Raw genomic sequence first — 14423 nt, 5'->3', positions numbered from 1 at the left:
AGAGCCGCAGGTCGAGGAAACGCCAGCGCGTGGGGGCCGCGCTCACACCGACACCAGCTCGGCGAGCTCGGCCGCCTTCGCCGGGCCGATGCCCGGCACGTCGTCGAGCTCCTCGACGCTCCGGAAACCACCGCTGCGGGTGCGGTGCTCGACGATGCGCTGGGCGAGAACCGGGCCGATGCCCGGCAACGCGTCCAGCTCCGCCACCCCGGCGGTGTTCAGGTCGACGCGGCCCCCGCCGCCGGGTGCACCCCCGGTGGGATGCCCGTCGGCGCCCGTGCCGGGCACCCCCACGGCGATCTGCTGCCCGTCGGAGAGGGGCGCGGCCAGGTTCACCGAGGCCGGGTCGGCATCGGGCAGCAGCCCGCCGGCCGCCTCGACCGCGTCGGCGACCCGAGCCCCCGAGGTGAGCGTGACCAGACCCGGCCGCGCCACCTGCCCGACGACGGAGACGACCACGGTGCTGGTGGTCTCGGCCACCTCGCCCACCGGGGGCGCGCCGGGTGCCGGGGTGGTCGGCGCCGCGGGCGAGGGCACCGGCGCCGCCACCGGCTCCACCCGGGGTCGCTGGGCCCACGTCCAGACCAGCAGGAGCAGCACCGCCACCACCGCGGCGGTCCAGACGGCGCGCCCACCGGCTCGTCCGGCGTCCCAGCGGGGCGTCGTGCCGGGCGCCCGGTGCCGCCCCACACCGGCCGGTGGGCCCGGGCGCCCCGCGACGTCGACCGGCACGGTGATCCGGTCGTCCGCCGGCCAGTGCGGGCCGTCGTCCTCCTCCTCGGGGACCCAGCCGTCGACGGCGGGGCGCGGCTCGGCCAGGACGGCGCGCAGCCGGGCACGGATGACGTCGGCGTCGTCGTCACGGCGGGCAAGCAGGCGCACCCCGGCGACGCTAGGGAGCGCGGGCGCCCCTTCCCACGGTGACGACGGGGCTGTGGAGGGGCTACCCGCCTGTGGACGGCCGGGCACCGGAACGGGGCGGGTCGCGGCACCCTGTGCCGATGCATCCCGCCCTCGATCAGCCCTCGCCCTCCTGGGGGTCGTCGGCCGCCTGCACCGCCGCGCCGGAGCCGGAGCTGGAGCCGGTGGAGATGACCACGCCCACGGCTCCCGGGCCGACGTGCGCGCCGATGGCGGCACCGAGCTCGCTCACGTGCAGCTCCCGCACCCGGGGCACGCGGGCCCGCAGCTCGGTGACCAGCCGGTCGGCCCGCTCGGCGGCGGCGAGGTGGTGCACGGCGAGGGAGACCTCCCGATCGCCGGCGTGCTCGACGACGTGCTGGACGAGGCGGGCGACCGCCCGCGCCGAGGTGCGCACCTTCTCCAACGGCACGACCCGGCCGTCGACCACGTGCAGCACCGGCTTGACCGCCAGCGCCGAGCCCAGTGCAGCGGCCGCGGAGCCGATCCGCCCGCCCCGGCGCAGGTGCTCCAGCGTGTCCACCACGAACAGGGTGCGGGTGCCGGCGGCGGCCTCCCGGGCGACCTGCGCCACCGTGGCGCCATCGGCTCCGCCGGCGGCCGCGCGGGCGGCCTCCAGGACGGCGAAGCCGGTACCCATCGCCGCCGACCGCGAGTCGACGACCGAGACGATGTGCTCGCCCACCTGCGAGGCGGCGACGCGGGCGGCGTCCCAGGTACCGGAGAGCTCCGCGGACAGGTGGACCGAGACCAGCCGGTCGGCCCCCGCGTCCAGCGCGGCGCGGTAGGCGGCGACGAAGTCCCCGGGCGTGGGCCGCGACGTGGACACCCGCTGGCCGCGGGTCGAGAGCGCCTTCGCCACGTCCTCGGCGCTGATGTCCTCGCCCTCGCGCCCCGACCGGCCGGCCAGGACGACGTAGAGCGGGACGACCCGGACGCCGTACTCGTCGGCGAGCGGGCGGGGCAGGTAGGCCGTCGAATCGGTGAGGACGGCGACGGGCACCCGGCGAGGCTAGCTGCCGACCGCGCGCCGTACGGAGCGTGGTGGTCGGGCCGGTCAGCCGATGGCGTCGGCGTCCTGGGCCGGGCCGGTCTCCGGCCGGTCACCGGCGGCTCCGGGAGCCCCCTGCTCGGGATCGGCGCGGAGCCGGTCCGCGGCGGGCACGACGAGCCCCTCCGGCAGCGGACCGGCGGAGGCGTTGTGCCGGAGCAGCCGCCACCGGCCGCTCTGCCGGGCCAGCTCGCTCCACGCGCAGTTGCCCAGCGGCCCGAACACGCGCCGGTGTTCCGGCCCGAGCTCCAGCAGCGCCTCGATCAGCCGGCCGCTCGTGCCCCCGTGGGTCACCACCACGGCCACGTCTGCCGGCGGCAGGTCGGCGAGCCCTGCGACCACCCGCGCGACGACCGCCGAAGCCTCCTCCCCACCGCGGCCACGCACCTGCCGACCGGCCAGCCAGTCCGCGTACTGCTCGGGATACCGGTCGGCCACCTCGTCGCGGGTGAGGCCCTCCCAGGTGCCCATGCCGTGCTCGCGGAACCTCGGGTCCAGCCGCAGCGGCACGTCCAGCAGCGAGGTGAGAGCCCGCGCGGTGTCCGCGGCACGGCCGAGGTCGCTGACGACCACCGCCGTCGACCGGGCCACGAGCCCGGCCGACGCCACGAGGTGGGGTGCGGCGTGCACCGCCTGGGCCCGCCCGACCTCGTCCAGCGGCGGGTCGAGCTGTCCCTGGAACCGTCCGGCCGCGTTCCACCCGGTGCGCCCGTGCCGCCAGACCACCAGCCGGGTCACCGGCAGCTCGGGCACGGCCGGAGAGGTCACTGGTCGGCCGTCTCCGCGACCGACGGGGAGCCGGCGTCCGCGGTGCCACCGGGGCCGGCCGCATCGGTGAAGGGGATGGACGGGCAGTCCTTCCAGAGCCGCTCGAGGGCGTAGTAGGCCCGCTCCTCGGCGTGCTGGACGTGCACCACGACGTCGATGAAGTCCAGCAGCACCCAGCGGGCCTCGGCCACGCCCTCGCGACGGACCGGCTTCACGCCGTGCTCCCGGAGCCGCTCCTCGACCTCGTCGACGATGGCCTGGACCTGCCGCTCGTTGGGTGCGGAGGCGAGGACGAACGCGTCGGTGATGGCGAGCCGCTCGCTGACGTCGACGATGGTGACGTCGGTGGCCAGCTTGTCCGCGGCGGCCTGGGCGGCGAGCAGCGCGGTTTCCCGGGCCTCGGGCGAGGCGGTCATTCGGGCACCTCCTGGAGGTGGGACGTCGTGGGTGGGGTGCGAGCGCTGTCGGGGCCGGTGGTGTTCCCGGGCCCGGTCGGGGGTGGGCGGTCGTAGGTGGGGCGGTCGCCGGCCGGGCGCCCGTCGCGGGCCTGCCCGGGGGCCGGGCGCCGTGCCGGCACGCGGTAGAGGCCGCGCTTCTCGATGTACTGCACGACGCCGTCGGGCACGAGGTACCAGACCGGCATGCCACGGCCCACCCGGTCGCGGCAGTCGCTCGAGCTGATGGCCAGCGCGGGGATCTCCACCAGGCTGACCCCGCCCTCGGGCAGGTGGCTGTCGGCCAGGGTGTACCCGGGCCGCGTGACCCCGATGAAGTGCGCCAGGTCGAAGCACCGGGCACCGTCGCGCCAGGTCATGATCTGGGCCAGGGCATCGGCGCCGGTGATGAAGAACAGCGCGGCCCCCGGGCGCTGGGCCTGCAGGTCGGTGAGGGTGTCGAAGGTGTAGGTGGGCCCGCCCCGGTCGATGTCGACCCGGCTCACGGAGAACCGCGGGTTCGACGCCGTCGCGATCACGGTCATGAGGTACCGGTCCTCCGCCGGGCTCACCACCTGGTCGCTCTTCTGCCACGGCTCACCGGTGGGCACGAACACGACCTCGTCGAGCCCGAACAGCCCGGCGACCTCGCTGGCGGCGACCAGGTGCCCGTGGTGGATGGGATCGAAGGTCCCACCCATCACGCCGACTCGTCGTCCCGCCACCGGCCGAGCGTATCCGGGGGTGCCGACCTCGCGCCGCGAGGACCGGCCCGCACCTCCTCCGGGCCGACGGCGGCCGGCGACCGGCTCCCCCGTGCAGCCGGTCGCCGCCCGGCCGCACCGGTGCGGTGGGCGGGTGGTGGCTCGTCGGCACCGCGTTGACCAACGGAGGCGGCAGCATCCGGTTACGCGCCGACCCGGAAGCGCCCCGGCGTCGCCGGCGCACCGATCCGTCGATCCGGTCTCAGAGGGTGGTGACGAAGTCGGCGAGCTGCGCGGCGTTCCGGCACTCGACCATGTCGATGACCTCGCCGTACCGGTCGGCGGCGGAGTCACCGCTGCCCCACAGCCGGCGCGGCTCGGGGTTCAGCCAGTGCGCCGAGCGGGCCTTCCCCACCAGGCCGGCCAGCACCGGGACGCCCGGCTGCCGGTAGTTGGTCCGCCCGTCGCCGAGGACCAGCAGCGACGTCTTCGGCCCGACCGCCGACGCCCAGCGGTCGGCGAACACGTCGAACGCGGTGCCGTAGTCGCTGTGCCCGTCGAAGCCCACGACCTGGGCCTCCCGGCCGATCCGGGCGATCGCGTCGGCGACGTCGACACCCGGCCGGAAGAAGCGGGTGACCTCGTCGGTGGAGTCGACGAACGCGAACGCCCGCACACCGGTGAAGTGCTCCCGCAGCGCCTGGGTGAGCATCAGCGTGAAGTGGCTGAACCCCGCGACCGAGCCGCTGACGTCGCAGAGCACGACCAGCTCCGGCTTGTGCACCTTGCGCGGCCGGTGGTGGGTGACCACGGGGACCCCGCCGGTGCCGAGCGAGGCGCGCACCGTCTTGCGGAAGTCCAGCCGGCCCTGGCGCCCCATCTTCCGGCGAGCCGAGAGGCGGACGGCGAGTCGGCGGGCCAGCGGGGCGACCGCCCGCCGCAGCTCGGCGAGGTCGGCCGACTGGGCGCGGAGGAAGTCGACCTGGTCGGCGAGCGGCCGCACGGCGTTCTTCGCGACCCGGTCGCGGCCCTTCTCCGCCGCCGTCCGCCGGCGGACCTCGGCCTCGACCGCGGTCCGGAAGGCCGCCAGCCGGTCGCGCACCGTCTGCCGCGCCACCTGCTCGGCCAGGCCGCCCCGGCCGGAATCCCCGAGCAGCCCGGCGAGCAGTTGCGCGACGAGGGTGTCCGGCGAGAGGGCCCGCATCACCCGGTAGCTGAAGTACGACTGCCCCGACGGCGTGGGCTGCCCCTGGCCCAGCTGGTCCACGGCGTCCCGGGCGAACCGGCGCAGCGCCTCGGGGTCGCCGTCCTGGAGCAGCCGGAGCAGTTCGGCCCGCATCAGCTCGGCGAGCGCGGCGTCGTCGGGGACGTCGAGGGTGGCGCCCCCCTCCTCGCCGTCGCCGTCGCCGTCGCCGGGTTCCGCGGCGGGCCGGTCGCCCAGCGGCCACCACAGGTCGAAGAGGACGTCGTAGGTGGGCCGCTGGGCCGCGCGCTGGAGCAGCACCGCGGCCAGCCCGTGGCGCAGCTGCTCGCGGTCGAGCAGGTCGACGACGGTGAGGATCTCCGCGGCGTCGACCGCCTGGCTGATGCCGACCGGGATGCCGGCCTCGCGGACCGCCCGCACGAAGCCGTCCAGGTGCCCGGCCAGCCCGCCCGGCTCCCGCCCCGGTGCCACCGGCGCGGTCATCAGTTCAGCCGCAGCTCGGCCGCGGCCCGCGTCTGGTCGCTGGCGTGCTTGAGCACGACGCCGAGCGTCGCGGCCATCGCCGGCTCGTCGAGGGTGTCCAGCCCGAGCTCCAGCAGGGTCTGCGCCCAGTCCAGGGTTTCCGAGATCGACGGCGACTTCTTCAGCTCGAGCCCGCGCAGCGCCCGCACGGTGGCCACCAGCTGGTCGGCCAGCCCCGCGGCGAGGTCGGGCACGCGGGACAGCACGATCTCCCGCTCCCGCTCGGCCGACGGGTAGTCCAGCGCCAGGTACAGGCAGCGCCGCTTGAGGGCCTCGGAGAGCTCGCGGGTGGCGTTGGAGGTGAGGACGACGGTCGGCCGGCGGGTGGCCGCGATCGTGCCGAGCTCCGGGATGGTGACCTGGAAGTCGCTGAGCACCTCGAGCAGCAGGCCCTCGACCTCGACGTCGGCCTTGTCGGTCTCGTCGATGAGCAGCACGGTCGGCTCGGTGCGGCGGATCGCGGTCAGCAGCGGCCGGGAGAGCAGGAACTCCTCGCCGAAGATGTCGTCGTGGACGGTGTCCCAGTCCGCGCCGCCCTCGGCCTGGGACGCCTGGATGCGCAGCAGCTGCTTCTTGTAGTTCCACTCGTACAGCGCGCGGGCCTCGTCGAGGCCCTCGTAGCACTGCAGGCGGATCAGCTCCGACCCGGTGGCCGCGGCGAGCGCCTTGGCCAGCTCCGTCTTGCCGGTGCCTGCCGGGCCTTCGACCAGCAGCGGCTTGCCGAGCCGGTCGGCGAGGAAGACCGTCGTCGCGATCTGCGCGTCGGGCAGGTAGCCGGCGGTGGACAGCCGCTTGCTGACGTCCGCGACCGACGAGAAGTGGGGGGACTGCGACGGCGGGCGGGGCATGCGGCTCCTCGAGGGGCGGCGGGGTCAGCGCGTGTGGCCGGTCCCCGTGACGACGTACGTGGTGGAGGTCAGCTCGGGCAGGCCGAGCGGGCCCCGGGCGTGCAGCTTCTGGGTGGAGATGCCGATCTCGGCGCCGAAGCCGAACTCGCCGCCGTCGGTGAACCGGGTGGAGGCGTTGACCAGCACGGCGGCGGCGTCGACCCCGGCGGTGAAGTCGGCGACGGCGCGGGCCGAGTCGGCCACGATCGCCTCGGTGTGGCCCGTGCTCCACCGCGCGATGTGCTCCAGGGCCTGCGGCAGGTCGTCGACGATCCGCACGGCCATGTCCATCGAGAGGTACTCGGTGCCCCAGTCCTCGTCGGTGGCGGGGACGACGCCGTCGTGGGCGGACCGGGCGGCGTCGTCACCGTGCAGCGTGACACCGGCGCCGGCGAGCGCGGCGAGCAACCGGGGTAGGAACGGGACGTCGCGGTGCACCAGCAGCGTCTCCGCGGAGTTGCAGACGCTGACCCGGTGGGTCTTGGAGTTGAGCACCACCGCCTCGGCGATCTCCGGGTCGGCGGAGGCGTCGACGTACACGTGGCAGTTGCCCTCCCCGGTCTCGATGACCGGCACCCGCGACTCGCGCACCACCCGCTGGATCAGCGAGGCGCCGCCGCGCGGGATCACCACGTCGACCAGGCCACGGGCGTTCAGCAGCTCGCCCACCGACGCGCGGTCGGCCGGGAGCAGCTCGACGAACCCGGCGGGCAGCCCGGCCTTCTCCCCGGCCTCGGCGAGCACGGCGAGCAGCGCGGTGTTGGTGCCGAACGCCGACGCCGACCCGCGGAGCAACGCCGCGTTGCCGCTCTTGAGGCACAGGCCCGCGGCGTCGACGGTGACGTTGGGGCGCGCCTCGTAGACGATCCCGACCACGCCGAGGGGGACGCGGACCTGCTTCAGCTCCAGCCCGTTGGGCAGCCGGGAGCCGCGCACCACGTCGCCCACCGGGTCGGGCAGCGCGACCAGCTGGCGCAGCGCGTCGGCGACGCCGGCGACGCGGCCGGCGTCCAGGCGGAGCCGGTCGACGATCGCCTCCGGCGTGCCGTCGGCCCGCGCGGCGGCGACGTCGGCCGCGTTGGCGGTCAGGATCTCGTCGGTGCGCTCGACCAGCGCGTCGGCCATCGCCGTCAGCGCGGCGTCCTTGGTGTCGGTCGGCAGGGTGCGCAGCACGCGGGAGGCGGCCTTCGCGCGCAGCGCGGCGGCACCGATCAGGGGCAGGCCGGAGACGTCGGACACGCCCGTGAGGGTACGCGGCGGGCGGCCGGCTCCTCGCCCCCTCGGGCCGGGCGGCCGCCTCGTCCGGACACCGTGCGAGAATGATTCTCATGCGCATGCCCGCCCCCCGCTGGACAGCCCTCACCGCTCTCGCCACCGGCGTGCTCCTCACCGCCGGGTGCGCATCCGACGGCGGGGGCGGTGCGAGCGGCGACGAGCTCTCCGTGGTCGCGGGCTTCTACCCGCTGGAGTGGGCCGCCGCCCGCGTCGGCGGTGACCGCGTCTCCGTCTCGTCGCTGACGCCGTCGGGAGCCGAGGCGCACGACCTCGAGCTCACCCCGCGCGACGTCGCCGCCGTCGGGGACGCGGACCTGCTCGTGTACCTGGAGGGCTTCCAGCCGGCGCTGGACGAGGCGGCCGCCTCCGAGGCCGGCGACGCCGCCTGGGACGCCGGCCAGGCCGCGGACCTCGTCGAGGGCGAGCACGAGGAGCACGCCGACGAGGAGCACGCCGAAGAGGGACACGCGGACGAAGCGCACGCCGAGGACGAGCACGCCGAGGAGGAGCACGCCCACGGCGACGAGTCGACCGACCCGCACTTCTGGCTGGACCCGACCCGGCTGGCCGCCGTGGGCGACGCCCTGGCCGAGCGCCTGACCGAGCTGGACCCCGACGGCGCCTCGACCTACGAGGAGAACGCCGCCGCCCTGCGGGCGGACCTGGAGTCCCTCGACGAGGAGATGCAGGCAGGCCTCGCCGGCTGCGCCGTCGACACCCTGGTCACCAGCCACGATGCCTTCGGCTACCTCGGGGAGCGCTACGGTCTGGAGGTGGTCGGCATCAGCGGTCTGAGCCCGTCGCAGGAGCCGACGCCCGCCCAGCTCGCCGAGATCACGACGCTGGTCCGGGAGCGCGGCATCACCACGGTGTACACCGAGACCCTGGTCGACCCCGCGGTCGCCGAGACGGTCGCCGAGGAGGCCGGCGTGCAGACCGCCGTCCTGGACCCGATCGAGGGGCTCACCGACGAGTCCGCGGGCGAGGACTACCTGCAGGTGATGCGCGCCAACCTCGCCACGCTGCAGGAAGGCCAGTCCTGTTCATGACCGCACGCTCCGGTGCCGCCGTCCGGCTGAGCGACGCCAGCATCGGCTACGACGACGTGCCGATCGTGGCCGGCGTCGAGCTGACGGTGCAGCACGGCGAGGCGGTGGCGATCCTCGGGTCGAACGGCTCGGGCAAGACGACCCTCGCCCGGGGTCTGCTGGGCCTGGCCACCGTGCTCGACGGTGAGGTGGAGGTGCTCGGCGCGCCGGTGGGCCGGCTGCGCGAACGCGGGCGGATCGGCTACGTGCCGCAGCGGCACACGGTCAGCGGAGCGGTGCCCGCCACCGTCCGCGAGGTCGTGTCCGTCGGCCGGCTGGCCAGGCTGGGCCTGTTCCGGCGGCTCGGACCGGCCGACCGCGTGGCGGTCGGCGAGGCCGTCGCGGCCGTCGGGCTCGCCGACCGCATGGAGGAGCCGGTCGCCTCCCTCTCCGGCGGCCAGCAGCGCCGGGTCCTGGTGGCCCGGGCGCTGGCCGCCCAGCCCGAGCTGCTGATCATGGACGAACCGACCGCCGGGGTGGACGCCGCCAGCCAGCACGCGCTGGCCGAGGTGCTCGGCCGCGTGTCGGCGACCGGCACCACCCTGCTCGTGGTCACCCACGAGACCGCACCGCTGGCCGGCGTGCTCACCCGCGCGGTCGTGGTCGACCACGGGCGGATCGGCTACGACGGGCCGCTGACCGGCGCGGAGCCGGCCACGGGGCACGACCACCACTGCGGGGAACCGGCGGAGCCGGAACGACCGGGGTACCGGCTCGACCAGCCGACCGTGACGGCGCCGACGGCGAAGGGGAGCCGCTGACGTGGAGATCCTCGAGTACGGGTTCATGCAGCGCGCCCTGCTCGCCTCGCTGATGGTGGGGCTGGTCGCGCCGGCGGTGGGGGTCTTCCTCGTCCAGCGCCGGCTCTCGCTACTCGGCGACGGCCTCGGGCACGTCGCCCTGACCGGGGTGGCGATCGGGGTGCTCACCTCCACCGCCCCGGTGGGCGCGGCCCTGGTCGCCGCCGTCCTGGGCGCGGTGCTCATCGAACTGGTCCGCGCCCGCGGCCGCACCAGCGGCGACGTCGCGCTCGCCGTCCTCTTCTACGGCGGCATCGCCGGTGGCGTGGTGCTGCTCAGCCTCGCGCCGCGGGGCCAGGCCACGAACCTGGACGCCTACCTCTTCGGCGCCATCACCACGACCGGTGGCGGCGACCTGGTCGTGTTCGCGGTCATCGCGCTCACCGTGCTCGCCGCCGTCGGGCTGCTGGGCCAGCGGCTCTACGCGGTGAGCGACGACGAGGAGTACGCCCGCGCGGTCGGCCTCCCGGTCCTCGCCCTGAACGTCGTCCTCGCCGCCCTCGTCGCCGCCACCGTGGTGCTCTCCATGCGTGTGGTCGGCCTGCTCCTGATCAGCGCGCTGATGATCGTGCCCAGCGCGGTGGCGCAGCTGCTCGCGCGCAGCTTCCGGCAGGCGCTCTACCTGGCGTGCACGATCGGCCTGCTCGTCAGCGTCTCCGGGACGACGGCGTCGTACTACACCGGCACCCCCTCGGGCGGGACTATCGTGCTGCTGGCGATCGCGGTCTTCCTCGTCGTGTCCACCGCGGTGGCGCTGCGGGAGGCCACCGCGCGCCGTCGGCACCGGCGGCGCGGCGCGGTCCACGGGGCCCATCCGCACGAGCACGGCGAGGGGTGCGGCCACCGGCCGGTGCCGCACGGCGACCACGTCGACTACGACCACGACGGGCACCTGCACGCCCCCCACCTGACCGGCGCGGGGGTCCACTACGACGAGCACGGCACGGCGGCGGTCCCCGACCGGCCCGGGACGGGAGGTGCTCGGTGAGCGCAGCCGACCAGACCGACGGCAGCGCCCGGCGGCCGAGCCGCCAGCGCAGCGCGGTCCTCGCGCTGCTGGAGGAGCTCGACGGTTTCCGCAGCGCCCAGGACCTGCACGCGCTGCTGCGCGAGCGCGGTGACGCGGTGGGGCTGGCGACGGTCTACCGGGCCCTCCAGGCCCTGGTGGACGACGGGCAGCTCGACGTGCTGCGCAGCCCCGACGGGGAGGCGGCCTACCGCCGCTGCTCCCCCAGCCACCACCACCACCTGGTGTGCCGCTCGTGCGGCATGACGGTGGAGGTCGCCGACCCCCCGGTCGAGCGCTGGGCCGCCCGCATCGCCGCGGAGCACGGCTTCGCCGACGTGCAGCACGATCTCGAGGTGTTCGGGACCTGCGCCGACTGCGCGTCGTCCCGCGGCTGAGCCGCCTGCGCTCGGCCCCTCGGACCGCCCCGGATCAGCGGTCGCGCAGGGCCCGCAGCGCGGCCTTCCGGGCGTCGCCGGTCAGCCGGTCGAGGAAGACCTTGCCGTCGAGGTGGTCGACCTCGTGCTGGAGGCAGCGGGCCATCAGCCCCTCGCCCTCCAGCCGCAGCGGCTTGCCGTCGACGTCGAAGCCCTCGGCGACGCAGCGCATCGCCCGCACCGTCGGCGCCCAGATGCCCGGCACCGACAGGCAGCCCTCGTCGCCGTCCTGGATCTCCTCGGACCGCTCGACGATGACCGGGTTCACCATGTGCCCGATGACCCCGTCGATGTTGTAGGAGAAGACGCGCACGCCCACGCCGATCTGCGGGGCGGCCACCCCGGCCCGGCCGGGGTGGTCGACGGTCTCCTCCAGGTCACGGACCAGCGTGGCCAGCCAGCCGTCGAAGGCCCGGACCGGGTCGGCGGGGGTGCGCAGCACGGGGTCACCGAGTTCGCGGATGGGGCGGATCGTCACCCGGTCAGTCTCTCAGCCGGGCCGCAGCGCTCAGCGCAGGCGTCCGACCAGCACCATCTCGTCGCGGTGCACGACCTCCCGGCGGTGCTCGGGCGGCAGGTCGCCGGTCTTGCGACCGAGGAGCGACGGCAGCTCGCGGGCGTCGTAGGCGACCAGCCCGCGGGCGACCACCACGCCGTCCGGCCCGACCAGCTCCACCGGGTCGTCGGCGAGGAACTCCCCCACGACCCCGGTGATGCCCGCGGCCAGCAGCGAGGCGTGCCGCTCCCGGACGGCGGCGACCGCACCGTCGTCGAGGACCAGCCGGCCGCGGGGGCGGCTGGCGTAGCGCAGCCAGAACTGGCGGGCGCTGGGCCGCTTGCCCATCGGGGCGAACAACGTGCCCACCCGGTCACCACCGAGCGCGGGGGCGGCCTGCGGCGTGGAGGTCACGACGACCGGGACGCCGGCGTGCGCGGCGATGAACGCCGCCTCCACCTTGGTCGCCATGCCGCCGGTGCCCACGCCGTTGCGGCTGGCCGAGCCGAGGGCGACCGCGGCGAGGTCGGACGGGGCGCGCACGGTGTCGACCAGCTGTGCCGGGCCGATGCGCGGGTCGCCGTCGTAGACCCCGTCGACGTCGGAGAGGAGGACCAGCGCGTCGGCCCGCGCGACGTGGGCGACGAGCGCGGCCAGCCGGTCGTTGTCCCCGAAGCGGATCTCCTCGGTGGCCACGGTGTCGTTCTCGTTCACCACCGGGAGGACGCCGAGGCTGAGCAGCTTCTCGACCGTCTGCTGCGCGTTGCGGTAGTGGCTGCGCCGGGTCAGGTCGTCGGAGGTGAGCAGCACCTGGCCGACGGTGATCCCGTGCCGGGCGAACGCGTCGGCGTAGGTCTGCACCAGGCGCAGCTGCCCGACGCTGGCCGCGGCCTGCGCGGTGGCCAGGTCACGGGGGCGCCCGTCGAGGCCGAGCGGCGCCAGCCCCGCGGCGATCGCGCCCGAGGAGACCAGCACGACCTCCCGGCCCGACGCCCGGACGGCGGCGAGGGCGTCGACCAGCGCGGTGAGGCGTCCGACGTCCAGGCCCCCGGGCAGGGTGGTCAGCGACGAGGAGCCGACCTTGACCACGACGCGCCCGGCCCGGGCGATCGCGGGCCGCGCCGCGGTCTCGGCGGCGGCGCGGGTCACCGGCGGTCCTCGCCGGGCGGGTCGTCGTCCATCTCCTCGAGGTCCGCGTCGGTCCAGCCGTCCTCGGTGACCTCGAAGGGCACCCGGCGGGCACGCTTGGCCGCCAGCCGCTCGGCCGCCCCGACCCGCTCGGTGACCTCGAGCCGGTTGTCGGTCCCGCGGCCACCCAGGCCCGCCGACTCCTCGGCGGTGAGCGTCCCCGCCGGCAGCGTCGGCGCCCAGTCGAAGGTGACGTCGCCGATGGTCACGGCGTCGCCCTCGCGTGCACCGGCCTTGGCCAGCTGCTCCTCGACGCCGAGCCGGTTGAGCCGGTCGGCGAGGTAGCCGACGGCCTCGTCGTTGGTGAAGTCCGTCTGCCGCACCCAGCGCTCGGGCTTGACGCCGCGGACGACGAACGAGTCCGGGTCCTCGGGGTCGCGCTCCACGGTGAAGCCCGAGTCGTCGACCGCGCGCGGGGTCAGCGTCACCCGCACCGGCTCGGGCGCCGGCAGCGAGGCGCGGTGCTCCTCGACGGCGGCGGCCAGCGCGTACCCGAAGGCCGCCAGCCCCTCACCGGTGACGGCGCTGATCGGGAACACCTGCAGGCCACGCTCCTCCAGGGCGGGGCGGACCAGGTCGACCAGCTCGCGACCGTCGGGGACGTCGATCTTGTTGAGCACCGCGATCCGCAGCCGCCCGACGAGGTCGAGCTCCTCCCCGCCGTACTCGGCGAGCTCGTGCTCCAGCGCGTCGATGTCGGTCTCGGGGTCGCGGCCGGACTCCATGGTGGCCATGTCGATGACGTGCACCAGGACGGCGCAGCGCTCGACGTGCCGGAGGAACTGCAGGCCCAGCCCCTTGCCGGCCGAGGCCCCCGGGATCAGGCCGGGCACGTCGGCCATGGTGTAGACGGTGTCGCCGGAGCGGACCACGCCGAGGTTGGGCACCAGCGTGGTGAACGGGTAGTCGGCGATCTTCGGCCTGGCCGCCGACATCGCGGCGATCAGCGAGGACTTGCCGGCCGAGGGGTACCCGACGAGGCCGACGTCGGCGATGCTCTTGAGCTCCAGCACCGCGTCGAACGCCTCGCCCGGCTCGCCCAGCAGCGCGAAGCCCGGCGCCTTGCGGCGGGGGTTGGCCAGCGCGGCGTTGCCCAGCCCGCCCTTGCCACCGTGGGCGAGCACCACCCGGGTGCCGGCGCCCACCAGGTCGGCGACCACGCGGCCGTCGGGGGTGCTGACCACGGTGCCCTCGGGCACCCGGAGCACGCGGTCCTCGCCCCGGGCGCCGTGCCGGTTGCTGCCCGCGCCGGGACGGCCGTTGGCCGCCTTCTGGTGGGGACGGTGGTGGAAGTCCAGCAGGGTGTGCACGTTCGGGTCGACCTCGAGGACGACGTCGCCGCCGTCCCCGCCGTTGCCCCCGTCGGGCCCACCGAGCGGCTTGAACTTCTCGCGGTGCACCGAGGAGACGCCGTGCCCGCCGTTGCCGGCGGCGACGTGGATGGTGACCCGATCGACGAAAGCGGCCATGGGTGTCGAGCGGACGAGTCCGCGCCGCCTCCTACCTACCTGTCAAGCGGGGGGGGGGGGGGGGGGGGGGGGGGGGGGGGGGGGGGGGGGGGGGGGGGGGGGGGGGGGGGGGGGGGGGGGGGGGGGGGGGGGGGGGGGGGGGGGGGGGGGGGGGGGGGGGGGGGGGGGGGGGG

Annotated in this window: 15 protein-coding genes; 4 read left to right on the top strand and 11 right to left on the bottom strand. The window is 75.8% G+C overall.

What is annotated here, in order from left to right:
- Window positions 1–42 precede the first annotated feature (42 nt).
- From ACI79S_RS19815 to ACI79S_RS19780, 8 genes are all read right to left on the bottom strand, one after another.
- Entirely contained in the window at window positions 43–882 is an 840-nt protein-coding gene (locus tag ACI79S_RS19815) for a helix-hairpin-helix domain-containing protein (RefSeq protein ID WP_456595162.1), read from the bottom strand.
- 136 nt (window positions 883–1018) lie between these two features.
- Window positions 1019–1924 carry a DegV family protein gene (locus ACI79S_RS19810; protein WP_456595161.1) on the bottom strand — a complete coding sequence of 302 codons (906 nt, stop codon included), beginning with the start codon at window positions 1922–1924 and terminating at the stop codon, window positions 1019–1021.
- Between the two features lie 54 nt (window positions 1925–1978).
- Window positions 1979–2740, bottom strand: coding sequence for a histidine phosphatase family protein (locus tag ACI79S_RS19805; RefSeq protein WP_456595160.1), 762 nt, complete (start codon window positions 2738–2740; stop codon window positions 1979–1981).
- Entirely contained in the window at window positions 2737–3156 is a 420-nt protein-coding gene (gene rsfS / locus ACI79S_RS19800) for a ribosome silencing factor (RefSeq protein ID WP_456595159.1), read from the bottom strand. Before rsfS ends, ACI79S_RS19805 begins: the two co-directional genes overlap by 4 nt.
- Window positions 3153–3899 carry a nicotinate-nucleotide adenylyltransferase gene (nadD, locus tag ACI79S_RS19795; protein ID WP_456595158.1) on the bottom strand — a complete coding sequence of 249 codons (747 nt, stop codon included), beginning with the start codon at window positions 3897–3899 and terminating at the stop codon, window positions 3153–3155. Before nadD ends, rsfS begins: the two co-directional genes overlap by 4 nt.
- 241 nt (window positions 3900–4140) lie before the next feature.
- Window positions 4141–5565: a vWA domain-containing protein gene (locus ACI79S_RS19790; RefSeq protein ID WP_456595157.1), complete on the bottom strand. Its 1425-nt coding sequence runs from the start codon at window positions 5563–5565 to the stop codon at window positions 4141–4143.
- Entirely contained in the window at window positions 5565–6452 is an 888-nt protein-coding gene (locus ACI79S_RS19785; RefSeq protein ID WP_456595156.1) for an AAA family ATPase, read from the bottom strand. Before ACI79S_RS19785 ends, ACI79S_RS19790 begins: the two co-directional genes overlap by 1 nt.
- A 24-nt stretch (window positions 6453–6476) precedes the next feature.
- Window positions 6477–7730 (bottom strand): glutamate-5-semialdehyde dehydrogenase, encoded by a 1254-nt coding sequence (locus tag ACI79S_RS19780; protein WP_456595155.1) that lies wholly within the window; start codon window positions 7728–7730, stop codon window positions 6477–6479.
- 95 nt (window positions 7731–7825) lie between these two features.
- On the opposite strand from ACI79S_RS19780, the gene ACI79S_RS19775 reads away from it, so the two are divergent.
- Genes ACI79S_RS19775 through ACI79S_RS19760 form a run of 4 tightly spaced genes read left to right on the top strand, consistent with a single transcriptional unit; the run spans window position 7826 to window position 11058 of the window.
- Complete coding sequence (locus tag ACI79S_RS19775) at window positions 7826–8815, top strand: metal ABC transporter substrate-binding protein (RefSeq protein ID WP_456595154.1); 990 nt, start codon at window positions 7826–7828, stop codon at window positions 8813–8815.
- Complete coding sequence (locus ACI79S_RS19770; RefSeq protein WP_456595153.1) at window positions 8812–9615, top strand: metal ABC transporter ATP-binding protein; 804 nt, start codon at window positions 8812–8814, stop codon at window positions 9613–9615. Before ACI79S_RS19775 ends, ACI79S_RS19770 begins: the two co-directional genes overlap by 4 nt.
- A gap of 1 nt (window position 9616) precedes the next feature.
- Window positions 9617–10642 carry a metal ABC transporter permease gene (locus ACI79S_RS19765; RefSeq protein WP_456595152.1) on the top strand — a complete coding sequence of 342 codons (1026 nt, stop codon included), beginning with the start codon at window positions 9617–9619 and terminating at the stop codon, window positions 10640–10642.
- Complete coding sequence (locus ACI79S_RS19760) at window positions 10639–11058, top strand: Fur family transcriptional regulator (RefSeq protein ID WP_456595151.1); 420 nt, start codon at window positions 10639–10641, stop codon at window positions 11056–11058. The genes ACI79S_RS19765 and ACI79S_RS19760 overlap by 4 nt, the downstream gene beginning before the upstream one ends.
- Window positions 11059–11092: 34 nt before the next feature.
- Here ACI79S_RS19760 and ACI79S_RS19755 read toward each other — a convergent pair whose 3' ends face one another.
- Genes ACI79S_RS19755 through obgE form a run of 3 tightly spaced genes read right to left on the bottom strand, consistent with a single transcriptional unit; the run spans window position 11093 to window position 14250 of the window.
- Window positions 11093–11575: a peptide deformylase gene (locus ACI79S_RS19755; protein ID WP_456595150.1), complete on the bottom strand. Its 483-nt coding sequence runs from the start codon at window positions 11573–11575 to the stop codon at window positions 11093–11095.
- A gap of 30 nt (window positions 11576–11605) precedes the next feature.
- Complete coding sequence (proB, locus tag ACI79S_RS19750) at window positions 11606–12742, bottom strand: glutamate 5-kinase (protein WP_456595149.1); 1137 nt, start codon at window positions 12740–12742, stop codon at window positions 11606–11608.
- The gene (obgE, locus tag ACI79S_RS19745) at window positions 12739–14250 is read right to left on the bottom strand and encodes a GTPase ObgE (RefSeq protein ID WP_456595148.1); all 1512 of its coding nucleotides are present in this window, start codon (window positions 14248–14250) and stop codon (window positions 12739–12741) included. Before obgE ends, proB begins: the two co-directional genes overlap by 4 nt.
- Window positions 14251–14423: the final 173 nt, after the last annotated feature.

Source organism: Blastococcus sp. SYSU DS1024 (assembly GCF_054050795.1).
This window is presented reverse-complemented; position numbering and strand designations above follow the sequence as displayed.